The following is a 24,572-nucleotide window of genomic DNA, read 5'->3' as shown; positions in this document are numbered from 1 at the left end:
GCAGACCGCGTGGCGCATCGGCTCAGTGCGAGTGGCGCGGCATGAAGGTACGGGCGATCTTGCGATACTTGACCGCCGGTTTCAGCACCATGCCGGCCGAGAACTGATCGACGCAGCCGCGCTGCAGCTCCTGCCACGGCGTCTGGTTCTCCGGGTACTTGTAGCCCCCGGCCTCCTCCAGCGCCTTGCGCCGCGCCGCCAGCTCCTCGTCGGAGATGAGGATGTCGGCACGCCCCTTCTTGAGGTCGATCCGAACACGGTCGTTCATCTTCAGGAGGGCGAGACCGCCGCCCGCCGCCGCTTCCGGCGAGGCGTTGAGGATCGACGGCGTGCCGGACGTCCCCGACTGGCGCCCGTCACCGACACACGGAAGTTCCTGGACGCCCTTCTTCAGAAGGTAGTCCGGCGCACGCATGTTCACGACCTCGGCGCCGCCCGGATAGCCGATCGGCCCCGTGCCGCGGATGAAGAGGACGCAGTGCTCGTCGATATTGAGCGAGGGATCGTCGATCGCGTGGTGGTAGTGCTCGGGCCCGTCGAACACGATCGCGCGGCCCTCGAAGGCGTCCGGATCGTCGGGGTTCGAGAGGTACCGTTCGCGGAAGTCCGGCGAGATCACCGAGAGCTTCATCACCGCCGCGTCGAAGAGGTTGCCCTTCATCACGCGGAAGCCGGCATGCTCCTTGAGAGCGGTGTCGAACGTGCGGATGACATCCGGCCAGCGGTTGGGCGCCGCCTTCCAGTTCTCGCCCGCGGTCTTGCCGTTGGCGGTGATGACGTCCTCGTGCAGCTTGCCGTGGCGCATCAGTTCTGCCGCCACCGCCGGCACGCCGCCCGCGTGGTGGTAGTCCTCGCCGAGATACTCGCCCGCCGGCTGCATGTTGACGAGCAGCGGGACGTCGAGCCCGCAGCGCTCCCAGTCGTCGAGGTCGAGGTCGACGCCGATGTGCCTGGCGATGGCGTTGATGTGGATCGGCGCGTTGGAGGAGCCGCCGATGGCCGAGTTGATGACGATGGCGTTCTCGAACGCCTTCTTCGTCAGGATGTCGGAGGGCTTCAGGTCCTCCTTCACCATGTCGACGATGCGCTTGCCGGTCTCGTAGGCCATCGCGCCGCGCTCCTTGTGGGGCGCGGGGATGGCGGCCTGGCCGGGGAGCGTCATCCCCAGCGCCTCGGCGAGCGAGTTCATCGTCGTCGCCGTGCCCATGGTGTTGCAGTAGCCGGGCGACGGCGAGGCGGAGGCGACGAGGTCGATGAAGCCCTTGTAGTCGATCTCGCCGGCGGCCATCAGCTTGCGCGCGTGCCAGACGATGGTGCCCGCGCCGGTCCGCTGGCCGTTGTACCAGCCGTTCAGCATCGGACCCGCCGAGAAGGCGATCGCCGGGATGTCGACTGTCGCCGCCGCCATCATGCAGGCGGGCATCGTCTTGTCGCACCCGACCGTCAGCACGACACCGTCGAGCGGGTAGCCGAACAGGATCTCGACGAGGCCGAGATAGGCAAGGTTTCGGTCAAGCGCCGCGGTCGGCCGCTTGCCGGTCTCCTGGATCGGATGGACGGGGAATTCCAGGGCGATGCCGCCGGCCTCGCGGATGCCCTCGCGGATGCGCTTGGCGTGCTCGATGTGCGGGCGGTTGCAGGGCGACAGGTCCGACCCGGTCTGCGCGATGCCGATGATCGGCTTGCCGGACTGCAGCTCCTCCTGCGTCAGGCCCCAGTTGAGATAGCGCTCCAGATAGAGTGCCGTTGCCGAAGGGTCGGACGGATCGTCGAACCACTCGCGGCTACGCAATTTTCTTGGTGTATCGGCCACAGCCACATCCCCCGCTCATTGGAATTCAACTAACGCCGGATTGCGGTGTCACACAACTCTCTGGAGACACGCGCAGTCTGTTTGAACAGGCGGCATAGGTGCCTATGCACTGAGTGCTATTGCAATCATTACACCCGGCCCCCAACTCAGCGCCGCATCGACCTTACCGATTGCTCATGAAAGATCCGCAGATGCCATCCTATCCGCACCTGTTCTCGCCGTTCGAGCTCGGCGACCTGACGCTTCAGAACCGTGTCGTGATGGCGCCGATGACGCGCTCCCGGGCGGTCGGCAACGTGCCGAACGACCTAATGGCCGAGTACTACGGCGCGCGCGCCGCCGGCGCCGGCCTCCTCATCACGGAAGGCACCGCGCCGAGCCCCAACGGCCTCGGCTACCCTCGAATTCCGGGACTTTTCAGCCCGGCGCAGATCGAAGGCTGGCGCAAGGTCGCCGAGGCGGTCCACGACGGTGACGCCAGGATCTTCGCCCAGATCATGCACACCGGCCGCATCGGCCATCCCCTCAACCTCCCCGAAGGCGGCAAGGTCGTCGCCCCGTCCGCCATCGCCGCTCCCGGCGAGATGTACACCGACGCGGAGGGCGCCAAGGCCCATCCGGTGCCGCACGCGATGACCGAGGCGGAGATCCACCAGGCCATCGACGAGTTCGTATCGGCGAGCCGCAACGCGCTCGCGGCGGGTCTCGACGGTGTCGAGCTGCACGGCGCGAACGGCTACCTGATCGACCAGTTCATCAATCCCATCACCAATCAGCGCACCGACGGCTGGGGCGGGACGCCCGAAGCGCGCAACCGCTTCGCCATCGAGGTCGCCCGCCGGACGGTCGAGGCCATCGGCGCGCAGCGCGTCGGCATCCGCCTCTCCCCCTACGGCGCCTTCAACGGCCTCGGCGCGTTCGAGGGCATCGACGAGCAGTTCGTCGCGCTTGCCCGCGAACTCGGCGCGCTCGGCCTCGCCTACCTCCACGTGGTCGACCACTCCGCCATGGGCGCGCCGGAGGTTCCGGAGAGCATCAAGACCGCGATGCGCGACGCCTTCGGCGGCACGGTGGTCCTCTCCGGCGGCTATGACGCGGACCGGGCCGAGGTCGACCTCGCCGCGGGCAAGGGCGAGCTGGTGGCGTTCGGGCGCCCCTACATCTCCAATCCGGACCTGCCGCAGCGATTTCTCAAAGGGGCCGATCTGAACGCGCCGAACCCGGATACCTTCTATACTCCGGGCGCCACTGGCTATACGGACTACCCGCGCGCAGCATAAGCGGCGCACGGGTCAAATCGGCACCGCCACTACGCAATCTCAGATTGAGGTGCGGGCGGCGATCTGCAACACTGCAAGCCGTTGTTTCGTCTGAGGGTTTAGCAATGAGGCTTGCAGTCGTCGCAGTCGCTTTTCTGGGTTCGGTGACCGGGGCGTTCGCCACGCAGGACCGGTTCATCGGCCGCTGGGTCTGTGAGCTGTCACTGTCCGAATTCACGCCGGACGGCTTCAAGAGCCACGGAATCGACCAGCATTTCTCGATGATCGCCGACGCCGACGGCGTGCTGACCGCGGAAGGAACGGAGACCTCCCCTGCCGGGAAGGACCCGTTCGAGATCACCGGGCGCTGGCGGGTCGAGTACCGCCCCCAAGGGCCGCTCTTCGTGGCCGACGGCACGAAGGAGACGCTGCGTGGCGGCGTGCCCTGGGGCTTCGGCGCCTTCGAAGTGGCGGAAGGCACCCTCTACAGCGCCAAGGTCACGGCCAACGAACAGACCGGCAGCCTCTCGAGCCGGACAAGCTTCGACTGCCAGCGCAGCAGATAGCCGCCGCAGGTGCCCGGTCTCGCGGGGCCGCGCTGACGTGCCAGCTTGCCGGGCGAAGGGTGGTGCCGGCCCCCCACCTCGCCCCCGGATCAGTCCGGGAAGGCATTCCCGGCGCCGACGTCCTCCAGACTGCGGCCGGCGGTCTCGATCCGCCACAGGTGCGGGCCAGCGGCGCCGACGAGCGCTCGGGTTAAAGCGGCAAGATCACCGGCATGTGACGCTCGCCCACGATCACGCCGCCGGATCCGCACGGCATTTCAACGTTCTGAACCAATGGATTCCGGACGGCGCGGCGAACGGGCAGGCCGGGCGGCCCGAGAGGTCGGTGACGGGATGGGTAACGCGGCCGGAACCGGTTCCGGCCGCGGCCGTTGATTCGCGGACGCTGCCCCGCATGTCCCGTGCGGACCTCGCCCCTCAATCGAGAGTTGATATCACTCTACCGGAGATCGGCAAAATTGACATAACTCCCGTCTGGCAGCACCGCGATACCTGAAACATAGAATATTTGTATTGAACGGCCTTGCATTGCGCCGACGCCTCGCGTTGGAAATCGGCGTGTCACTGTCGTTCGAGGTCCGATCCGCTCATGTCGCCAGCCTCTGCGCGGCGGGTTCTGCTCCTCGAGGGTCCGCCCACCAGCTTCTTCTCCGTCCTCGTCCGCCATTTCGAGGAGGCCGACGTCCCCGTGACGCGGGTGCTGCTGCACGCCGGAGACTGGCTGTTCGCGCGCGGCCACGGCATCTCCTTCCGCGGGCGGATCGACGAGTTCGAGCCGTTCCTGCGCAAGCTGATCGCAGACAATGCGATCACCGACATCATCTATTTCGCCGACCGCCTGCCCTACCACCGCGTCGCGGCGCGCGTGGCGGAGGAGGTCGGCGTCATCCCCTACGCCATCGAGAACGGCTACCTGCGTCCGGACTGGCTGACGCTGGAGCCGGGCGGCATGGGCGTCTACTCCCGCTTCCCGACGGACCGGGGCCACATCGAGCGGATCGCCTCCGACGCACCGACGATCGACGACGTGATCCGCTACCGGCACCTCTTCACCAACGAGGCGTTCCACGACGTCGCCTACAACTTCGCCCGGCTGCTGGGCTCGCCCGGCTACTGGCACTTCGACGACGACAAGCCGACGAGCCCGGTCCGCGAGTACGCCGCATGGGTTCCGCAGCTCTTGCGGCGGCAGATCGCCCGTAACCGCGCCCCGCGCCAGCTCCAGCGGATCCTGAAGCACAACAAGCCCTACTTCCTCGTGCCGCTCCAGCTCGAGGTGGACTACCAGATCCGCGACAACTCCCCCTATCGCCGCCTCAGCGCCTTCATCGACGAGGTGTTCGCCTCGTTCGCCCGGCATGCGCCCAAGGAGACGTCGGTCCTCGTCAAGATCCACCCGCTGGACAGCGGGCTGGAGAACTGGCGCCACACGCTCAAGCGCATCAAGCGCGACCACGACCTGACCGGCCGCATCCGGATGATCGCCGCCGGATCGCTGCAGGACATGCTCGACAACGCGGCCGGCGTGGTCCTGGTCAACTCCACCGTCGGCCTCTACGCGCTGCGCGCGGGGGCGCCGACGAAGGCGATGGGTAGCGCCGTCTACAACCTGCCCGACCTGACCGACCAGCAGCCGCTCGACACCTTCTGGAGCAATCCGCAGAAGCCCGACAAGGAATACGTCAAAACCTTCGTGAAGGCCCTCGCCCGCGCCACGCAGCTCAAGGGCAGCTTCTACAACCCCGCCGGCATGGAAGTCGGCGCGGCGGAGGTCGTCCGGCGCATCAAGGCCGAGATCGGGCGGAGCGACATGTTCGTCTTCCCCCCGCCGCGCCTGGAAGCGGCGCGGGTCATGGGCGTCAACGTCCGCTAAATCCCCGTCCCGGCCCGATCCCCGGCGCGTACGGGACCGGCTGGACCCGGATCGGTCGCATTCGTCCCGTCCACCGATTCGCCGCCCATTGGACGTATTCATCCCGGATGGGACCGATTCATCTCGGATGCGACCGAATCGTGTCGAAGCGGTGTTTCGGTGGTAAAGGTCGTGTCGACCACCCCGTGACCTGGGAGATGTAGCCGGAATGTCGAACGCTAAGTTGAGCGCTCGCATCATGAGGAAAGCACGGTCCGCGTTGACCGGCGTCGCGTTTTTCTCCTGTCTCGTCAACCTGTTGATGCTGACCGGCCCGGTCTACATGCTGCAGATATACGATCGGGTGATCGCGTCCGGCTCGGTGCCGACACTGGTGGCGCTGTCGGTGATCGTGCTCGTCCTCTACGTCTTCATGGCGGTGCTGGACCTCGTGCGGCAGCGCATCCTCATCCGGGTCGGCCACGATATCGACGAGGACCTGACCCCGACGGCCTTCGCCTCGTACATCGACGCGCCGATGAAGCTCGGGCCGACCGGCGAGCACGTGCAGCCGATCCGTGACGTCGACGTGCTGCGGCAGTTCTTCTCCTCGGCCGGGATGACCGCCCTCTTCGACGTGCCGTGGATGCCGATCTACCTGGCGGTCGTCTTCATGATCCACCCGGCGCTCGGTCTCCTGGCGACGGCGGGTGCGGGTGTCCTCCTCGCCATCGCGATCGTCACCGACCGCTCGGCCCGCAGCGCGGTGCAGCGCACCAACCAGCTCGGTGCGCGGCGCACGCAGTTCGCCGAGGCGACGCGGCGCAACGCCGAGGTCGTCCGCGGGATGGGCATGCTCGCCGGCCTCGGCAGCGTGTGGCGCGGCGCCAACCGGAGCTACCTGCGCGCCAACGGGCGAGCCGCCGAGATCGTCGCCACGTCCAGCGTCATCACCAAGGTCATCCGCCTCGGCCTCCAGTCGGCGATCCTGGGGCTCGGCGCCTACCTCGCCATCCACCACGCGATCACCGCCGGGTCGATGATCGCGGCGTCCATCATCATGAGCCGCGCGCTACAGCCGGTCGAGGCGGCGGTGTCGAACTGGCGGCAGTTCCTCAACGCGCGGCAGGCCTACAAGCGGCTGAGCGCCACCATCGCCGCGACCGGGGACAAGAACCGCATGGCCCTCCCGTCGCCGAGGCGCGAGGTCGCGGCGCAGGGTGTCACCGTCATCGCGCCCGGCACGCAGCAGCCCATCCTCCGCGACGTCGCGTTCCGCCTCAACGCGGGACAGTCGCTCGGCGTCATCGGCAAGTCCGGATCGGGGAAATCGACCCTCGCACGCGCCCTCGTCGGCGTGTGGCCGGCCGTGCGCGGCTCGGTGACGCTCGACGGTGCCCCCATCGACCAGTACCCGCCGGCCACGCTCGGCGACCACATCGGCTACCTGCCGCAGGACGTCGAGCTCTTCCCCGGGACGGTCGCCGACAACATCGCCCGGTTCGACCCCGACTTCGATCCGGAGGACGTGGTCGCCGCCGGCAGGGAGGCCGGGGTGCACGAGCTGATCCTGTCGCTGCCCGACGGCTACAACACGCCGATCGGCGAGCAGGGCGCCGTCCTTTCCGGGGGGCAGCGCCAGCGCGTCGCCCTCGCCCGCGCGCTCTATCGCAAACCGTTCCTCGTCGTGCTGGACGAGCCCAACTCCAACCTCGACGCCGAGGGCGACGAGGCGCTGCTGAACGCGGTCCTCGCCGTCAGGCGGCGCGGCGGTATCGCCGTCATCATCGCCCACCGGCCATCGGCCGTCGCGGGCTGCGACCAGCTCCTGATGCTGGGCGAAGGGCGGACGAAGGACCTCGGCCCGCGCGACGACGTGCTGGCGCGCGTCACGCGGCGGGTGGACCCGCAGCCGCCGATCCGCGTCGTCAACGAAGCGAAACCCGAGGCCGCCGAATGAGCGTCGTGCTGGACGAGGACCCGAACGCGCCCGTCTTCGCCCGCTCCACGGGGCACTACCTGCGGCTCGGCTTCATCACGGCCGCCGCACTGGTTCTGGGCTTCGGCGGATGGGCCGCGATGGCGAGCGTCTCAGGCGCGGTGGTCGCACAGGCCGTCATCGCGGTGGACTCGCGCGTCAAGGAGATCCAGCACCGCGAGGGCGGCATCGTCGCGGCGATCCACGTGCAGAGCGGCGACGTGGTCCAGGCCGGCGACCTCCTCGTCGAGCTCGACGACACCCAGCCCCGCGCCGGACGCGATCTGGTCGCCGCCCAGCTCACCGCCCTCAACGCCCGGATGGACCGGCTGGAGGCGGAGCGCGACCACGCGGACGAGGTCAGCTTCGGCCCCGACCTCGCGGATCGCGCCGGCCAGCCCGCCGTCGCCGAGATCCTCGACGGCCAGCGCTCGGTCTTCCGCGCGCGGCAGGCGACGCTGGAGGGGCAGACGGCGCAACTCTCCGAGCAGATCGCCCAGCTCGAGCAGCAGATCGACGGCATGGACGCGCAGGCAAAGGCCAAGCGCGACGAGATCGCCCTCATCGAGGCGGAGCTCGCCGACCTCACCCAGCTCCTCGAGCGGGACCTCGTGCCCCGCGCCCGCGTCACCGAGCGACGCCGCGAAGCCGCCCGCCTCACCGGCGAGGAAGGCGAGCTCGTCGCCCGGATCGCCGCCTCGCGCGGCCGCATCGCCGAGATCCGGATGCAGGTCCTGCAGGTCGAGAAGGAGTTCCAGCGCAGCGTCCTCTCCGAAATCTCCGAGCTTCAGACGGAGATCGCGACGGTCGCGGAGCGCAACATCGCCGCCGACGACGAGCTTTCGCGGATCGCGATCCGCGCGCCGGTCGCCGGCATCGTCCACGAAAGCCAGGTGAGCACCGTCGGCGGCGTGATCGCGCCCGGCGCGACGCTCATGAAGATCGTGCCGCAGAGCGATACCCTCGTGGTGGAGGCGAGGATCGCGCCGATCAACGTCGACGAGATCCACGTCGGCCAGGTGGCGGACGTGATGCTGACCGGCCTCCCGTCGCGCACCACCCCGCGCCTCGACGGCGCCGTGAGCAGCGTTTCGGCCGAACGCAGCGTCGACGAGGCCACCGGCCAGGCCTACTTCAGCGCTCGCATTATGCTGCCCCAGTCTGAGCGGGACAAGCTGCACGGGACGGCCCTCGTCCCCGGCATGCCGGCCGAGGTCTTCATCGAGACGAAGGCGCGCAGCGTGCTCGACTACCTGCTGGAGCCGCTCTTCAACGCCGCCAGCATGACCTTCACCGAAAGCTGAGGACAAGGGCCGGACCTGCGGCCCGGACTGGGCGGATTAGCGAGTCATTAACCCTAACAATTCATCAATGAGCCGTTTTTCAGAGGCGGCTCCATGCGTGTCATTCTTCTTTTGATCGTCGCAATCGGCCTGGGGTCCTGCGGGCCCCGCGCCGCCGGTCCCGGCCCGGGCGACGCGTTCCGCGCCATCGAGCACGCCGACCTCAGCCGCCGGGTGGCCGCCCCCGGTGCGTCGACCGCGCAGTTCTTCGTCGCCCCGCAGTCGCTTCACGAAACGCCCCTCATCACCCCGCCCGACGCCTCGGCCGAGCTGACCGAGGCGCGCACCGTCGTGACCGTCCACCCGATGCCGGACGACATCGACCAGCCGCGCGTGCGCTACGACACGCCGGTGCGCGACGATCCACTGACCGACACGCGCTACCGCGGCCCCCTCCCCGACGCGACGCCCGAGAGCGACCGCCTGTCGGACGCCTTCCGCGAGGCCTACCTCACCAACTCGATCATCAACCGCGCCCGCGCCGACGTGCGCGCCGCGGACGAGGACGTTGCAATCGCCCGCTCCTCGGGCCGGCCAACCTTGACGCTCGGCGCCAGCGCGGGGCTGCAGTCGGAACGGGACATCAACGTGCCGACCCTGTCGGGATCCGGCAGCCTGACGGACGACGAGCTGTCAGCCTCCGTATCGCTGGAGGTGACGCAGCCCCTCTTCCGCGGCTTCCGAACCCGCAACGCGACGCGGTCGGCGACAGCCGGCGTCCATGCCGAGCGGGAGCGGCTCAAGGCGACGCAGCAGGACGTGATCCTCGCGACCGCGAACGCATTCCTCGACGTGCGGCGCTTCCGGCGGGGCGAAGCGCTGCGCGAGCAGGAAGTCGCCTTCCTGCACGAGCAGGTCGCCGCCGCCGAGGCGCGGCTGCGCTACGGCGAGGGCACCCGCACCGACATCGACCAGGCCATCGCCCGCCTCGGCGAGGCGCAGACGCTGCTGTTCGACGAGGCCGCCGCCGCCCGCGCCGCCGAGGCCCGGTTCCGCGAGTACAGCAACACCGACCCCGGCACGCTGCGGCTCGACATCGACGTCACGAAGCTGATGCCCGCGAGCATGTCCGACGCGGTGCGGACCGGGCTGGCGCGCAATCCCGACATCGCCCAGGCCCTCCACGCGGTGGACGCTGCGAACTTCGAGGTTCGCGCGCTCGAGGGCGAGAGCCTGCCGTCCGTGAGCGTCAGCGGGCGCGTCGGGCTCGACGCGGGCGACTCGTCCGCCGACCACACCGAATCGGCCGAGGTGCGGCTCAATTTCAGCATGCCGCTCTACCAGGGCGGCGCGGTCGCGGCCCGGGTGCGGCGGGCGAAGGAATCGCTCAGCGGCGCGCGGATGGACGTCGACCTGGCGCGCAACCGGACGCGTTCGGACATCGCCTCCGCGTGGAGCGCCTACCAGTCGTCCCGCCAGTCGGTCGCGGCGGCGGACGCCTCCATCGGCGTCGCGCGGCGGGCGGTAAACGGGCTGCTCGAGGAGCTGCGCGTCGGGCAGCGCACCACGGTGGACGTCCTCGACGCGCAGCGCGATCTCATCCGCCTCGAGATCCTGCGGGCCGGAGCGGAACGCCAGCGCGACGCCGCGGCCTTCCAGGTGCTGCGGCAGATCGGCGAGCTGGACCCGGCGGCGCTCGGCCTTGGCGTCCCCGCCTACGATCCCGAGGAGCACTATGTGGCGGCCAAGGACCGCTGGTCCGGGTTCAGGACGCCCAGCGGCAGCTAGCAGTCGGGCCGCCCGGACCGGGTTCCGTCCGGGCGGCGGGTCACGCGGGCCTGCGGCTCAGCCGGGGTACGGCATGCCGTTGGTGGCGAGGTAGGTCGCATAGAGCGATGTGGTGCCGCAGATATAGAGCCGGTTGCGCTTCTGCGTGCCCCAGCAGACGTTGGCGACCACTTCCGGCACCTTGATCTTGCCGATCAGCGTGCCGGCCGGGTTGTAGCAGTGAACCCCGTCGCCGGCGCTGGACCAGAGATTGCCGCGCTCGTCCAGCCGGAAGCCGTCGAACAGGCCGTACTCGCAGGTGGCGAAGATCTCGCCGCCGGAGAGCTTGCCGTCCGTCACCGAGAACCGGCGGATGTGGCGCGGCCCGTCCTTGACGTGGCTGACGCCGGTGTCGGCGATGTAGAGGATCGAGTAGTCCGGCGAGAAGGCGAGACCGTTCGGCTTCACGAAGTCCGTCGCGACGGCCGCCACCGCGCCCGTCGCGGTATCGATGCGGTAGACGTGGCTGCCGCCGATCTCCTCCGGCGCGCGCCCGCCCTCGTAGTCCTTGTCGATCCCGTAGGTCGGATCGGTGAACCAGACCGAGCCGTCCTCGTGGACGACGACGTCGTTGGGCGAGTTGAAGCGCTTGCCGTCGTAGCGGTCGGCGAGAATCGTGATGGTGCCGTCGTGCTCGGTGCGGGTGACGCGCCGCCCGGAGTGCTCGCAGCTGACGAGGCGCCCATCGCGGTCGCGGGTGTTGCCGTTGGCGTGCATCGACGGCGTGCGGAACACGCCGACCGTCTCCGTCGCCTCGTCGAAGCGCAGCATCCGGTTGTTCGGGATGTCGGAGAACACGAGCGAACGATGCGCGGCGAAGTAGGCCGGCCCCTCGAGCCAGCGACCGCCGGTCCAGAGCTTGTCGAGCGCGCAATTGCCCAGGACGAGTTTGCGGAACTCGTCGTCCAGGATTTCCAGATGGCTCTGGAGCATAGGGCGGATCCTCCCCCGCGTGGATTTTTCCGCTCGATGCCAGATGCCTAAGCCAACGCGCAAGTAATACTTACGGCAAGTTCCCCTCGTGCTGGCTCGCGCCGGGGATCGGCGCGACCCACGGGAGGCGTCGACCGACCCAGATCTCGAACTTCGGATCGAGCCCGCCGGTGTCGTCGAGGCAGCCGAGGCGCACCTCGACGGTGGGGTCGCCGTCCATGGTGGCGAAGAGCGGAGCGCCGCAAACGGGGCAGAAATGGCGGTGGTCCGTCGTCTCGATCCAGGACGCCGTCTCGCCCTCCACCCTCAGCGTGTCGCGCCCGAAGACGGCATAGGCCATGTAGGGGCCGCCGGTCTCGCGCTGGCAGGTGCGGCAGTGGCACAGGCCCACCTCGCTCGGCTCGCCCTCGACCGTCAGGCGCACCGCGCCACAGTTGCATCGTCCTGTCCGGATCAACGTCACGTCCTCCCTGCGCTACTCAAAGGCGATCCGCGGATGAACGGACCCGCCTGGATGCGTTGCCCGCCGCGGTCATGGGGCCTACACGAACATGACCGCCCGACGCTCGGGCCAGCGATCGGGTTCCCCCATGCTCCTGCGCAAATTCTTCTCATACTATGCGCCGTTCAAAGGTCTCTTTGCGCTCGACTTCGGGTGTGCGGTGCTGTGCGGCCTGCTGGAGCTCGCCTTTCCGATGGCGATCAAGGTCTTCATCGACCATCTCCTCCCGGCGGGAAACTGGTCGCTGATCGTCACGGCGGCCGCCGCCCTCCTCGCGATCTACGTCATGAACTCGGTCATGATGGCGGTCGTGACGTACTGGGGGCACATGCTCGGCATCAACATCGAGACCGAGATGCGCCGCCGCGCCTTCGACCACCTCCAGAAGCTCTCCTTCTCCTTCTACGACAGCGCCAAGACCGGCCACCTCACGGCGCGCGTCACGAAGGACCTCGAGGAGGTGGGCGAGCTCGCCCACCACGGGCCGGAGGAGGTCTTCCTCGCGATCATGACCTTCTTCGGCGCCTTCCTGCTGATGCTGACGATCAACGCGGAGCTGGCGCTGATCGTCGGGGCGATCGTGCCGGTCATCGGCTGGCTGACGATGTGGGTCGGCACGCGCATGACGACCAACTTCCGCGCCCTCTTCCGCCGCGTCGGCGCCTTCAACGCGCGACTGGAGGAGAACATCGGCGGGATGCGCGTCGTCCAGGCCTTCGCCAACGAGGCGCACGAGACCGCCCTCTTCGCCGAGGACAACGCCAGGTACCGCACCACCAAGCTCCAGGCCTACCGGCTGATGGCGGCGAACTCGGCCCTCTCCTACCTGGGGCTGCGCCTCATCCAGCTCGTCGTCATGGTGACGGGGACGTGGTTCGTCCTGAAGGGCGAGCTGACGGCGGGCGGGTTCGTCTCGTTCCTCCTGCTGATCACGATCTTTTTCGGCCCGATCGAGAAGATCAACCGGATCCTCGAGATGTACCCGAAGGGCATCGCCGGCTTCCGCTCCTACCTCGACCTGCTGGCGATCGAGCCGGACATCGTCGACCGGCCGAAGGCCGTGGAGGCGCAGGCGCTGAAGGGCGACATCACCTACGAGAACGTCCATTTCGCCTACGCCACCGGGCTGCCCGTGCTGAAGGGGATCGACCTTTCGATCCGGGCGGGCGAGACGGTCGCGTTCGTCGGCCCGTCCGGCGCGGGCAAGACCACGATCTGCTCGCTCCTGCCGCGCTTCTACGAGCCGCAGCAGGGCCGCATCATGATCGACGGGATGGACATCCGCGACATGACGATCGCCTCGCTGCGCCGGCAGATCGGCATCGTGCAGCAGGACGTCTTCCTGTTCGCCGGCACCATCCGCCAGAACGTCGCCTACGGTCGCCTCGACGCCAGCGAGGAGGACATCGTCGCCGCCGTGCGCGCGGCGCGGATCGAGGATCTCGTCGCCTCGCTGCCGGACGGGCTCGACACGGTGATCGGCGAGCGCGGCGTGAAGCTCTCCGGCGGGCAGAAGCAGCGCCTCGCGATCGCGCGGATCTTCCTGAAGGACCCGCCGATCCTGGTCCTCGACGAGGCGACGTCGGCGCTCGACTCCGAGACCGAGCGGCAGATCCAGGCCTCCCTCGCCGCCCTCTCGGAGGGGCGCACCACACTCGTCATCGCCCACCGCCTCGCCACCATCCGCGGCGCGGACAAGATCGTCGTGGTGACGCCGGACGGGGTGGCCGAGGAGGGTCGCCATGCCGAGCTCATCTCGCGCGGGGGCCTTTACAGCCGGCTGCACCAGACGCAGTTCGCCGCCGAATAGCGCCGCGCGGGCCGGCGCCATCGCCGGTCCGGAGGCATCGTCGAGCGCCGGGGGACTGGGCGGCCGCGAAACAACCGGCAAATTGCCGCTTCTCGCACGATCAGACCTTTCGCGCGGGCCTTTCCATGACCATCTCGTCATGGAACGATCTAGTATGTTCAGGTCTTCCAGAAACAAGAGCAGTGGCCAGCGCTCTCGCCTTCGGTTGGTGTCTCCGCTGGCTGATGGCACGGAGTTTACCGTTCGGAACCGGCGGCGCCGGGTGGACGTTCTGGTACGAACAGTGCTGCTAAAACAAATGAATCAGGAGAGAGCCGGTGCACAGCTTAATCTATCTTGTCGGCTTGGTCGTTGTCGTCCTCTTTATCTTGAGCCTGCTGGGTCTCGCGTAACATAGTTCCGGCATAACTCAGTCTCTCTTGGCGAAAAGCACGCACAGCGAGGAGAATATCGCATGTCGACCAAAGACGATATCAAACGGGAGACGCATGCCGCGCAGGATAAGCTGCACGAGGCGTCCGAAACGCTGAAGAGCAGTGCCGAAGAGGCCGCCGACGAGGCGCAGCGGACCGCGTATTCCTATGCCGAGCGCGGCCGTGCCGCGGCTGCCGGCGGGCTGACCGACTTCGCGACGGCCATCCGCCGCGCCTCGGACGAGCTGAACCAGCGCGATCAGGACATCGCCGCCCGCCTCGTCTCGCAGGCGGCGTCGAGCCTCGAGGACATCGCCAACACGGTCTCGCACACCTCCATCGACGACGTTATGGGCTCGGTGCAGGGCTTCGCCCGCCGCAACCCGGCCGCCTTCGTCGGCGGTGCGGTGCTCGCCGGTCTGGCCGTCGGCCGCTTCCTGCGCGCCACCGGCCCGGCCGAGGGGGCCGATACCGTCGCGGCTCCGGCGCCGGTGACCGGATACCGGCCCGCGCCGAGCTACAGTCCTGCCTCGCCGGTGGCCCCCGCCAACTCGTCCCCCAAGTGAGGCGCCCGCGATGACCTATCAATCCCACCGTCCGGACGAGCCGAGCGCCATGGCCGAGGCCCTGGCGCACACGCGCTCGCTTCCGGACCTCCTGACCAAGCTTTTCCGTGACGTATCGGAGCTCTTCCGCAAGGAAGGCGAGCTGATCCGCTCGGAGATGCAGGACAAGATCAACCAGCTCCAGATGGGGGTCGGCAAGATCGCCGCCGGGGCCATCGTCCTGCTGGTCTCGCTCATCGTCCTGACGCAGGCGCTGGTGGTGGCGGTCGCGAACCTCATCACCGCGCTGGGATCGTCCGCGGCGGAGAACTCTTCGGCGGACATCGTCGTTGCCAATACAGGATGGGCTTCGCTCATCGTCGGCGCCGTGTTCGCCGCCGTCGGTGCGTTCCTCGTCCGCTCTGGGACCACAGATCTGAACGTCGAAAATCTGGCACCGGACCGGACGACCCTGCAAGTCCGGCGCGACGCCGAACTGGCGAGGGAACAGATCCGATGAGCCGCAGCACAACGCAAATCGAGCGCGAGGTGGAAGCCAAGCGCTATGAGGTCGAGGAGACCCTGGACGCCCTGCGCGCCAAGCTCTCGACCGCCCACATTCTGGACAGTGTCGCCCGCTCGTTCACGACAGCAGGCGGCCAAGGAGGCGAATTCGTGAGCAATCTCGGTCGTCAAATCAAAGAGAACCCCCTGCCGATCGCGCTGACGGGTGTCGGCCTCGCATGGCTCCTCATGAGCCAGAACAAGCCGAAGTCGCCCCGTTATCCGTCCGGACCGTCGGACGTGCGCGCCGCCACCCGTCATGCCTACGACCGCGCGCGATACGCGGCCGACGAGGCGCGCCTCGGGGCGGACTACGCCATGTCGCAGCTGAAGTCCGGCGCGTACGCGTTGCGTGACGACGCCCGGGCCGCTGGCAAGACCGCGTACGACCACGCGCGCTTCTCCGCGGACGAGGCGCGGCACGGCATCGAGTATGCCGTGGCCCAGCTCAAGGCCGGCGCCTACTCGGCGCGCGATGCGGCGAATTCGGCCAGCGTCACCGCCTACGACCACGCCCGCTATGCGGCGGACGAGGCCCGGCACGGCGCGGAGTACGCCGTCTCGCAGCTGAAGGCCGGCGCCTATTCGGCCAAGGCCAAGGCCGCCTCGGCCGGGCACTCGGTGTATGACCAGGCGCGCTATGCCGCCGACGAGGCCAAGCACGGCGCCGAGTATGCCGCCGGGCAGCTCAAGGCCGGCGCCTACCGGGTGTCCGACACCACCAAGGATGCCGCCTCGGCCATCTACGACCAGGCGAAGTTCGCGGCCGACGAGGCCCGCCACGGCCTGCGCTATGCCTCGGACCAGATGAAGGCCGGCGCCTACGCCGCGGGCGACACCGCGACCTCCGTGCTCGACACGCTGTACGACCACGCGCGCTTCGCCCGTGACGAGGCCCTGCACGGCCTGCACTACGCCAACGCGCAGCTGAAGTCCGGCGCCTACGCCATCTCGGACGCGGCCTCCAGCGCCTACTACTCGGCGCGTGACGCGGCCTACGACGCGGCCGACCAGGCCCGCTACTATGGCCGCCGGGCCCGCCGCGGCGCCATGGACTTCATCCACGAGGAGCCGCTCCTCGCCGCCGCCATCGGCGTCGGCATCGGTGCCGCCATCGGCGCGATGCTGCCCTCGACCCGCGTCGAGAACGAGTATGTGGGCCCCTACCGCGACAACCTGCGCGACGAGGCCTACGACTACGCGATGTCACAGGCCGAGCGTGCCGAGCGCATCGCCGAAGCCTCCCTCTCGGCGGCCGAGAATACCGCCAAGGACGAGGGGCTCCTGCCCAGCGAGGGGAGCGACACCATCGCCGAGCGCGCCGAGCACGTGGTCGATTCGGCCAGGAAGGCAGCGCGCCAGGAGGCGAAGGTCTGACCGGCCTCATTCCGCGATCGTGACGAGAAAGGGCGCTTCGGCGCCCTTTTTTGTGCCTCATTCCCGTCAGATCGACGCGGCGATCGTCCTTACGTCGCCATCCGTCCGCCGCTCGATTGCCCAAATACAAAAACTTGGAACCAATCCAGATCCGGGCCGGTTGCCCTCATGTTGCCGGCAGCGGTTGCGGATGCGCGTCGCCACGCGCTCCGACCGGCGGCGCCCCGAGCGGCGGCGCCCCTCCTCGCCGGCCATTCGATGGGACATGAGACGACGAGGGCGCGAATGTTGCGACGGATCCTGGCCGCCATACTGGTCGCTGTCACCTGCACCGGAGGCGCTGCGGCGCAGGACGAGGGCGAACCCACCTTCGAGGTCGAGACCCTGAACGCCGGCCTCGATCCCGCGCCGCGCAACGTCGACCTCAGCACGCCGCGCTCGGCGATGGAGGCGTTCGTCAGCGCCACCGACCGGACGGACTACGTCACCGCGGCCCACGTCCTCGACCTCGAGTTCGTGCCCGAGGGGGAGCAGCATCGGCTCGGCCCTCGCCTCGCGGAAGAGCTGTCGTTCGTCCTGAAGCGAAAGATCCCCATAGACTTCAACGCCCTGCCGGACCGGCCGGACGGCATGGACACGACGGGGTCCGAGCGCGAGCCGATGGTGGGCGTCGCCCGCCGCAGCATCCAGATCGGCGTCCTCGACCTGCCGGAGTGGCCGGTCACCGTCCGCCTCAACCGCGTCAACGCCGCCGGGGCCGAGCCGGTCTGGGTGTTCTCGCGCCAGACGGTCGAGCACATCCCCGAGCTCTACGCCCGCTACGGCCCGACCGCCTTCGAGAAGGCCCTCCCCGATGTGCTGCGGCAGGAGACCATCTGGGGCATCCTGTGGTGGGAGCTGATCACGATCCCGGTCATCGCCGCGTTCACGTTCCTCGTCGCCTGGGCCATCTGGCGGATCATGACCCTCGTGTCGAACCGTGTCCCGTTCGCCGGCGTGCGCGCCGCGATCTGCCGGGGACGGCTGCCGACGGCGCTGCTCGCCATCGGCATCGTCCTGCAGGTCACCGTCTCCTCGATCTTCGAATTCTCGTCCGCTACGGACACGACGCTCTCGGTCCTGTTCTGGATCGTCATCATCGCGGCGATCGTCTTCGGCGTGTCGCGCACGCTCGACACGGTCATCGACTTCACCTCCAACCGCTATCTCTCCACCATCGACAACCCGGAGAACACCAGCGCGCGGCGCTGGTACACGAACCTTTCCGCCGCCAAGCGCATCGGCGTGATGTTCGTCGTCGTGGTGGGGCTCGCCGTCGCCTTCTCGTCACTGCGGGTATTCTCCTCGTTCGGGCTGTCGCTGCTGGTCTCCGCCGGTGTCGCGACCGCGATCTTCGGCCTTGCCGCGCAGACGGTGCTGGGCAACATCTTTGCCTCGCTGCAGCTCGCGCTCGCCAAGCCGATCCGCATCGGCGACGCGGTCTACTACGACGACCACTGGGCCTATGTGGAGCAGATCAACTACACCTACGTGCGCCTGCGGACCTGGGACCTGAAGCGGTTCATCGTCCCCGTGAAGCACTTCGTCTCCAACCCTTTCGAGAACTGGACGATGGAGGAGCCGAAGATGATCCTGCCCATCCTCCTCAAGCTCGACCACCGGACCGACGTCGACAACCTGCGCCAGGTGTTCGCGAAGATGGCCGGCGACGACCCCGACTGGTCCGAGGGCGAGGACCCGAAGGTTCAGGTGATCGACCACGACGAGATCGCGATGTCGGTTCGCTTCTACTGCATCGCCGACAACCCGACCGCGGCGTGGGACCTCCACTGCCGCATGCGCGAGCGGCTGCTGGCCTACCTGCGCGATATGCCCGAGCCCGGCGCCTTGCCGCGCACCCGCCTCGCCTATGTCGCCAACACCATCAACGACAACGGCGGGACGCAGAACACCTACGACGGCGGCGTCACCGAGAGCGGCGAGCCGACGACGACCCCCGAACGCCGCGACGACGCCCGCCGCGAGGACGGTCCCGACATGAGGCGACGCATGTCCGACGGCGATCCCTCCGGGCAGGAGGCCGCCGAGTAGCGGAGCGTTGTGCCCGCATGGGATCGGTCGACGGCGGCGCGCGGTCCCGGCCGCAAGCCGGGCGCCTGCGGCGGCCGCGGCAATTCCCGGGCCGCTAGCCCGCCACCCGGCGCTAGCGGCCAAGGTTGGTGCCATGGCCCTTCGTGACGAAGAGGTCCCGCTCGCCGGTCAGGATCCAGACGAGCTCGTCGATATTGGAGATCATCTGGTCCGCCGAGGCGCGGGCCAGCGAACGCGGCGGCGAACCGGCACGCAACTCGATCATCGCCTGCCGGCACTGGCCGAGCCGGGCGACGACGGACTGACGGTCGACATAGGGGAGCGAGCGACGAGACATGTCCTCAGAAAGCACATGTTCTCTTTTTGTTCCAGATGAAAAATGATGCACCCTCGCTCCGGCGCCGATCCGCCGCAGCGGGCGGCGCCACAAATCACGGACCGTGGGAATGTGCTGGTCTGGAGCGTCCACGGCGGCCATGATAGCTGCAGGATATAGCTGACATGACGGCGAGGAGTGATCGGTGGCGCAACGTTTGACGGAGGACGCCCGGGGCGTCTTCATCATTTCCGCAACCCCCTTCACCGATGACGGCGCGATCGACCACGCCAGCATCGACCGGCTCACCGACTTCTACCTCGCGAGCGGCGTCGACGGCATCACGATCCTCGGCATGATGGGCGAGGCCCCCAAGCTCACCACCGCCGAGTCCGAGGCGGTTCTGACCCGGGTCCTCAAGCGCGTGAACGGGCGCGTCCCCGTCGTCGTCGGCGTCTCCAACCCCGGCCTCGACAACATGTACGCCCTCGCCAACGTGGCGATGGACAACGGCGCCGCCGGCGTGATGATCGCCCCCAACGCCGCCTCGAAGACCGAGAGCAACCTCGTCTCGCTGTTCGAGACGATCGCCAAGGCGCTGAAGGACGTGCCGATCGTCTATCAGGACTTCCCCCTGACGACATCGATGCCGATCTCCGCCGGCGCATTCGTCTCCATCGTCGAGGCAGTGCCCTCCGTCGTCATGCTGAAGCACGAGGACTGGCCGGGCCTGCCGAAGCTCTCCGCCGTCCGCGAGAGCAGCGAAAAGCGCGGTGCGCGGCGCGTCTCCATCCTCTGCGGCAACGGCGGCCTCTACCTGCCGCAGGAGCTCGCCCGCGGCGCCGACGGCGCCATGACCGGCTTCGCCTACCCCGAGATGCTGGTCGAGGTGGTCAAGCGCTTCCACGCCGGCGACCAGGACGGCGCCGAGGACGTCTTCGACCTGTACCTGCCGCTCGTGCGCCATGAGCAGCAGCCCGGCTTCGGCCTCGCCGTGCGCAAGGAGATCCTGCGGCGCCGCGGCATCATCTCCTCCGCCGCCACCCGCGCCCCCGGTCCGAAGCTCGACGCCACCGGCCACGCCGAACTCACCCGCATGATGGACCGTCTCGCCCGCCGCCTCGACGGGCGCCTCGCCGCCGCGGCCCAGTAGGCGCGACCGGCCGGGCCACGCCGCAGGGCGCTCCGGCTTCACCAGGGAACAGGGCCGTGCCCGTCGGCGCGCCATCGGGAAGGTTGAGGTCCGGAGCGCGCGGCTTCCGGAGTTGGGCGGCCGGGACGGCGCCGAGCGTCAGACCTCGTGGCGCCAGAGGGCGTGGAAGTGGTGCACCGGGCCGTGGCCGCGGCCGATGGTGAGCTCGTCGGCCGCCGCGATCGCTCCGGAGATGTACGCCTTCGCGCCCGCCACCGCCTCGCGCAGCGGCGCGCCCTGAGCCAGGTGCGCCGCGATCGCCGAAGAGAGCGTGCAGCCGGTGCCGTGCGTGTTGCGCGTCGCGACGCGCGGCGAGGTCAGCCGCTCGCACGCGCCGTCGATGCACAGGACGTCGACGCTCTCCCGTCCGTCCAGATGCCCCCCCTTGAGGAGGATCGCCGGACCGCGGTCGGCGAGCGCCATGGCCTGCGCCCGCATCCCGGCCTCGTCGGTCGCCTCCGCGGTGCCGAGGAGCACCGCGGCCTCCGGCACGTTCGGCGTCACGATGGTGGCGACACCGAACAGCCGGTCACGCAGCGCCGCCACCGCCTCCACCGGGACGAGACGGTCCCCGGACGCGGCCACCATCACCGGGTCCAGCACCACGGGGACGGGGACGGCCGCCAGCATATCCGCCAGCCTGTCGATGACCGCGACGTCGGCGAGCATGCCGATCTTGATCGCGCGCACGTCGAGGTCGGACATCACCGAGGTGAGCTGCTGCGCCACGAAGTCCGCCGGGATCGGATAGACCCCCTGCACGCCCATCGTGTTCTGCGCCGTCAGCGCGGTGATGACACTGGCGCCGTAGACGCCGAGCGCCGCGAAGGTCTTCAGATCCGCCTGGATCCCGGCGCCGCCGCCCGAATCCGAGCCGGCGATGGTGAGGGCGATCATGATGCGGTCTCCCTGGCCTGTCCGCGGGCAAAGGCCTGCCGCAGGGCTTCCGCGGCCCGGCCCGGCTCCCCGGAGCTGGTGATGGCGCTGATGACGGCGATGCCGTCGGCCCCGGCGGCGGCGAGCGCCTCGGCCCGCTCCTCGGTGATCCCGGCGATCGCCACGATGGGAAGCGCCGGCCGGCGCTGCCGCAGCCGCCCGGCGATCGCCCTGAAACCATCGATGCCGATGGGCGGGTCGGGATTCACCTTGCTGTGCGTTTCGAAGACGCCGCCGACGGACGCGTAGTCGATGGGCGCATTGTCGGCCGCGACCGCCTCGTCCAACGAATGGATCGTCAGGCCGACGATGGCCGCCGGGCCGACGATCTCCCGCGCCTCGGCCGCCGAGAGGTCGCCGTGGCCGACATGGACGCCGGCGGCGCCAGCGGCCCGCGCCACGTCGGCGCGGTCGTTGACGAGCACCGGCACGGGCGACGCCGCAACCAGCGCGCGGACCGCCTCCACCTGCTCGGCCGTCGAGCCGGACTTGTCGCGCCACTGGACGAGCGTCACGCCGCCCGCCGTCGCAGCGCGGACCAGCCTGAGCGGGTCAGGCTCGCCGGGCCCGAGGACGAGGTAAAGGCGCGGATCGAGCGGCGGCTTGGCGACCCGGATGCGCCCAGCGATCTCCTGCGCGTCCGCCGTCCCGATGGCGTCGACCAGCGCGACAGCGAACGAACCCGGCCCCGGGTTGCTGGACGCGACGATCTCGCCGGAGACGTTCATCAGGCTGAGGCCGGCGACGGCCGCCAGCATGGGGTCGCTCTCGATCGCGACGATGGAGGTGATCAGCATCCCCGCGGTGCACCCGGTCGCGATGACGCGGTCCAGCTTCGATGTCCCGTTGGCGAGGTAGACGGTCCGGTCGCCCATCGGACCGCGAACCGAAAGCCGGTCGACCGCGCCGGTGGTGACCGCGACGGTTCCGTCCGGGACCGGCCCGAGCGCCGCCATCTCCGCCGCGTTCCCCTTCACCACCCTCGGCTTGTAGGCGAGGAGCTCGCGCGCGAACGCGAGGCGCGCCGGCACGCGGTCGACCTTCACCGGGTCGAGGACGAACGGCTGGCCGGTCCGCACCGCCGCAAGGATCCCCGCCCGCCGCGCCGAATCCAGCATGCCGAGGTTGACGCAGATCGCGCCGGAGCCCGCGGCCATCGGGCGCACCTCGTCGGCGTCGATGGTCATCGAGATGTCGATCCCCAGCGCCGCCGCGACGTTGGCGACCAGCGGCTGCGCGACGGGGGCGACGAGGGCGTGGATGCGCGGTCGGGCCATCGCCAGCCGCCCGAGCGCCGCGGCGACGTCCGTCGGGTCGAACAGGGCACCGGCGAGCGGCGGCGGGCCGCCGGTCTCAGGCCCGAGGGCTGCGATTCGTGCTGAAGTCGGGTGCGTCACGTGGTCTCCAATCCCTTCGCCGGCATGACCCGGAGCAGGTTCTAGGGGTCGGCAACATGCCTCTCAGCCCGAAGGCGCCCCCTTGGACAACCAACATCTAAGGAGTTTCCCCATCGACGCCAACACCCTATGGGGTTGTCCGCCCGCGACGTTTACCGCATCAAAGCCGGGCGGGAGGAGCCCATGACGCCGTTCTTCATCCTCATCAAGTGCCAGCTCGGCCGATCGTACGAGGTCGCCAACGCCTTGGCCGACGCCGAGATCGCCTCGGAGATCTATTCGACCGCCGGCGACTACGACCTGATCGTGAAGTTCTATGTCGACCGGGACACGGACATCGGCCACTTCGTGAACGAGAAGGTCCACGCCGTTCCCGGCATTCTGGACACCAAGACCATCATCACCTTCAAGGCGTTCTAGGCCGCGTCCGGTCTACGCCGCCCCTTCGAGGCGGTGCCGTCGCTACCGCGGCAGCGGGGCGACGCGCTGGTTGACCGCGTTGGCGGCGCTCGGCGGCGGAGGCGGTGCGAACCCGCCCGCCGCGCCGACGCCGCCGGTCGGCAGCGGCGCGCCCCGCGCGTCGCTCACGGCCGCCGCCGCGGTGCCGGGGGAGCGCGTCTCCTGCCGCGTGTCGGGGTTGCGGGACGGGGGCAGGCCGTTCCGCTGGTCCGCCGCCGTCGGCACCAGACGGGACTGCTGCGGCGTGCCGGAGGTCACGCGGCGCGTCGACGGGGAGAGGAACTGGATCGCGTTGATGCTCTGAAGGCCGCCGTAGCAGGTGAAGGAGATGCGGATGTCCGCCCCCTCCTCCGCCGCCACCAGGAGGCGGCCGGTCTCGTACAGCCACTTCGGCCGGTCGCGCTCGTAGACGTACTCGGTGGACGGGCAGTTGGACTGCGGTGCCTCTGGCATCACGGCGATCGTCTTCACGTTGTCGACGTAGACCTCGGCGACGCGGCCGTCGAGGAAGATGCGGCCGGTGTCCCGCGTCTCGGCCGCGGCGGGCGGCAGGTCCTGGTTCTGCGCGAACGCCGTCCCGGTCAGGCCGACCGAAAGTATCATGCCTGTGAGTAACCGAGCGGCCTCGGACTTCATTACATCAACCTCAGAGCATCGGTGTATCGATCATGATAGGCGCACGACGCTTGCTTTTCCAGTCGGCAAGTCCTTGAGGACACTTACTATTACTTATTAGTTAAGAACAGAAGGCGACTTGCCGCCGCAAGCAACGCCGGGGTCTGTGGCCGGTGGTCAGGCGGCATCCTCGGTGCGGGAAAGGATCGTCCGGATCCGCTGCCGCAACTCCGGCAGGTGCTCCGCCTCGAACCAGGCGTTCCTCCGCAGCCACGCATTGTTGCGCCACGACGGGTGCGGCAGCGCCATCACCGTGCGCGGCGCCGTCCGCGCGGCGATCTCCCGCCAGGCGGCGACGATCTCGGTGAGCGACATCCGCTTCGTTTCGGGCAGGTGGTAGGCGAGCGAATAGCGGCCGATGCACAGGAGCAGCTCGAGCTGCGGCAGCTTCTCGAACAGCGCGTCGTGCCAGGTGGCGCGGCATTCGCGCCGGGGCGGCAGGTCCCCGCCGTTCCTGTCATAGCCTGGGAAGCAGAAGCCCATCGGGATGATGGCGACGCGGGCCGCGTCGTAGAAGGTCGCCTCGTCGAGGCCCATCCAGGACCTCAGCCGCACGCCGGACGGGTCGAAGAAGGGCCGGCCCGCGATGTGGGCGCGGTTACCGGGCGCCTGGCTGCAGACGGCGATGCGCGCGCTGGGCGAGATCTGGAAGATCGGCCGCGGGTGCTGCGGCAACGGGCCGCCGAGCGGCGCCTCCACGCACACGCGGCAGGCCTTCATGCGCAAGAGGAGGTCCTGAAGGCCCGCCTCCCCGCCTGCCGGGCGCCGCTTGCGGGGCCCGCGC

Annotated in this window: 21 protein-coding genes and 1 riboswitch; of the genes, 13 read left to right on the top strand and 8 right to left on the bottom strand. The window is 69.1% G+C overall.

The genetic code is table 11. From position 1 onward, the window contains the following. Positions 1–22: 22 nt before the first annotated feature. Positions 23–1,819, bottom strand: coding sequence for an IlvD/Edd family dehydratase (locus DLJ53_RS14930; RefSeq protein WP_226581928.1), 1,797 nt, complete (start codon positions 1,817–1,819; stop codon positions 23–25). 185 nt (positions 1,820–2,004) lie between these two features. Between DLJ53_RS14930 and DLJ53_RS14925 the strand changes: the two genes are divergently transcribed. The 6 genes from DLJ53_RS14925 to DLJ53_RS14900 all read left to right on the top strand — a co-directional run bounded on the left by DLJ53_RS14925 (position 2,005) and on the right by DLJ53_RS14900 (position 10,539). Further along, positions 2,005–3,093, top strand: a complete 1,089-nt coding sequence (locus tag DLJ53_RS14925; protein WP_111346591.1) for an alkene reductase — start codon at positions 2,005–2,007, stop codon at positions 3,091–3,093. Positions 3,094–3,197: 104 nt separating this feature from the next. Beyond that, the gene (locus tag DLJ53_RS14920; protein ID WP_146619963.1) at positions 3,198–3,638 is read left to right on the top strand and encodes a hypothetical protein; all 441 of its coding nucleotides are present in this window, start codon (positions 3,198–3,200) and stop codon (positions 3,636–3,638) included. Positions 3,639–4,227: 589 nt separating this feature from the next. Beyond that, positions 4,228–5,511 carry a capsule biosynthesis protein gene (locus DLJ53_RS14915; protein ID WP_111346587.1) on the top strand — a complete coding sequence of 428 codons (1,284 nt, stop codon included), beginning with the start codon at positions 4,228–4,230 and terminating at the stop codon, positions 5,509–5,511. Between the two features lie 238 nt (positions 5,512–5,749). Continuing rightward, positions 5,750–7,450 (top strand): type I secretion system permease/ATPase, encoded by a 1,701-nt coding sequence (locus DLJ53_RS14910; protein WP_202913179.1) that lies wholly within the window; start codon positions 5,750–5,752, stop codon positions 7,448–7,450. Continuing rightward, complete coding sequence (locus DLJ53_RS14905) at positions 7,447–8,772, top strand: HlyD family type I secretion periplasmic adaptor subunit (protein WP_111346583.1); 1,326 nt, start codon at positions 7,447–7,449, stop codon at positions 8,770–8,772. The genes DLJ53_RS14910 and DLJ53_RS14905 overlap by 4 nt, the downstream gene beginning before the upstream one ends. 93 nt (positions 8,773–8,865) lie before the next feature. Further along, positions 8,866–10,539: a TolC family outer membrane protein gene (locus DLJ53_RS14900; RefSeq protein ID WP_111346581.1), complete on the top strand. Its 1,674-nt coding sequence runs from the start codon at positions 8,866–8,868 to the stop codon at positions 10,537–10,539. Between the two features lie 57 nt (positions 10,540–10,596). Here the strand turns inward: DLJ53_RS14900 and DLJ53_RS14895 are convergent, their stop codons facing one another. Together DLJ53_RS14895 and DLJ53_RS14890 are read right to left on the bottom strand one after the other, a co-directional pair. Continuing rightward, positions 10,597–11,511, bottom strand: a complete 915-nt coding sequence (locus DLJ53_RS14895; protein WP_111346579.1) for an SMP-30/gluconolactonase/LRE family protein — start codon at positions 11,509–11,511, stop codon at positions 10,597–10,599. A gap of 70 nt (positions 11,512–11,581) precedes the next feature. Further along, the gene (locus DLJ53_RS14890; RefSeq protein WP_211100608.1) at positions 11,582–11,974 is read right to left on the bottom strand and encodes a GFA family protein; all 393 of its coding nucleotides are present in this window, start codon (positions 11,972–11,974) and stop codon (positions 11,582–11,584) included. A 127-nt stretch (positions 11,975–12,101) separates the two neighbouring features. On the opposite strand from DLJ53_RS14890, the gene DLJ53_RS14885 reads away from it, so the two are divergent. The 5 genes from DLJ53_RS14885 to DLJ53_RS14865 all read left to right on the top strand — a co-directional run bounded on the left by DLJ53_RS14885 (position 12,102) and on the right by DLJ53_RS14865 (position 18,813). Next, positions 12,102–13,823, top strand: a complete 1,722-nt coding sequence (locus DLJ53_RS14885; protein WP_111346575.1) for an ABC transporter ATP-binding protein — start codon at positions 12,102–12,104, stop codon at positions 13,821–13,823. A gap of 454 nt (positions 13,824–14,277) precedes the next feature. Next, positions 14,278–14,802, top strand: coding sequence for a hypothetical protein (locus tag DLJ53_RS14880; protein ID WP_111346573.1), 525 nt, complete (start codon positions 14,278–14,280; stop codon positions 14,800–14,802). A gap of 10 nt (positions 14,803–14,812) precedes the next feature. Beyond that, a complete protein-coding gene (locus DLJ53_RS14875) occupies positions 14,813–15,301 on the top strand; it encodes a phage holin family protein (RefSeq protein ID WP_211100607.1) in 489 nt (162 codons plus the stop codon). Then, positions 15,298–16,722 carry a DUF3618 domain-containing protein gene (locus tag DLJ53_RS14870; protein WP_111346571.1) on the top strand — a complete coding sequence of 475 codons (1,425 nt, stop codon included), beginning with the start codon at positions 15,298–15,300 and terminating at the stop codon, positions 16,720–16,722. Before DLJ53_RS14875 ends, DLJ53_RS14870 begins: the two co-directional genes overlap by 4 nt. 285 nt (positions 16,723–17,007) lie before the next feature. Continuing rightward, positions 17,008–18,813 (top strand): mechanosensitive ion channel family protein, encoded by a 1,806-nt coding sequence (locus DLJ53_RS14865; protein ID WP_111346569.1) that lies wholly within the window; start codon positions 17,008–17,010, stop codon positions 18,811–18,813. 112 nt (positions 18,814–18,925) lie between these two features. Here DLJ53_RS14865 and DLJ53_RS14860 read toward each other — a convergent pair whose 3' ends face one another. Further along, positions 18,926–19,165 (bottom strand): hypothetical protein, encoded by a 240-nt coding sequence (locus DLJ53_RS14860; protein ID WP_146619962.1) that lies wholly within the window; start codon positions 19,163–19,165, stop codon positions 18,926–18,928. A 169-nt stretch (positions 19,166–19,334) separates the two neighbouring features. On the opposite strand from DLJ53_RS14860, the gene DLJ53_RS14855 reads away from it, so the two are divergent. Beyond that, the gene (locus DLJ53_RS14855; protein WP_111346565.1) at positions 19,335–20,282 is read left to right on the top strand and encodes a dihydrodipicolinate synthase family protein; all 948 of its coding nucleotides are present in this window, start codon (positions 19,335–19,337) and stop codon (positions 20,280–20,282) included. Between the two features lie 138 nt (positions 20,283–20,420). On the opposite strand, the gene thiD is transcribed toward DLJ53_RS14855, so the two are convergent. Together thiD and thiE are read right to left on the bottom strand one after the other, a co-directional pair. Further along, positions 20,421–21,218 carry a bifunctional hydroxymethylpyrimidine kinase/phosphomethylpyrimidine kinase gene (thiD, locus tag DLJ53_RS14850; protein ID WP_111346563.1) on the bottom strand — a complete coding sequence of 266 codons (798 nt, stop codon included), beginning with the start codon at positions 21,216–21,218 and terminating at the stop codon, positions 20,421–20,423. Continuing rightward, positions 21,215–22,654: a thiamine phosphate synthase gene (thiE, locus tag DLJ53_RS34720; RefSeq protein ID WP_146619961.1), complete on the bottom strand. Its 1,440-nt coding sequence runs from the start codon at positions 22,652–22,654 to the stop codon at positions 21,215–21,217. The genes thiD and thiE overlap by 4 nt, the downstream gene beginning before the upstream one ends. After that, positions 22,649–22,746, bottom strand: a riboswitch (TPP riboswitch). Its footprint overlaps the gene before it by 6 nt. Positions 22,747–22,837: 91 nt before the next feature. Here thiE and DLJ53_RS14835 point away from each other — a divergent pair. Beyond that, on the top strand, positions 22,838–23,074 hold the full coding sequence (locus DLJ53_RS14835; protein WP_111347784.1) for an Lrp/AsnC ligand binding domain-containing protein: 237 nt from the start codon (positions 22,838–22,840) through the stop codon (positions 23,072–23,074). Positions 23,075–23,116: 42 nt separating this feature from the next. On the opposite strand, the gene DLJ53_RS14830 is transcribed toward DLJ53_RS14835, so the two are convergent. Both DLJ53_RS14830 and DLJ53_RS14825 read right to left on the bottom strand, forming a co-directional pair. Then, positions 23,117–23,716, bottom strand: a complete 600-nt coding sequence (locus DLJ53_RS14830; RefSeq protein WP_111346561.1) for a hypothetical protein — start codon at positions 23,714–23,716, stop codon at positions 23,117–23,119. 189 nt (positions 23,717–23,905) lie between these two features. After that, positions 23,906–24,508: a uracil-DNA glycosylase family protein gene (locus DLJ53_RS14825; RefSeq protein ID WP_202913212.1), complete on the bottom strand. Its 603-nt coding sequence runs from the start codon at positions 24,506–24,508 to the stop codon at positions 23,906–23,908. Between the last annotated feature and the right edge of the window lie 64 nt (positions 24,509–24,572).

It is taken from the genome of Acuticoccus sediminis, from assembly GCF_003258595.1.
Classification (GTDB): Bacteria; Pseudomonadota; Alphaproteobacteria; order Rhizobiales; family Amorphaceae; genus Acuticoccus; species Acuticoccus sediminis.
This window is presented reverse-complemented; position numbering and strand designations above follow the sequence as displayed.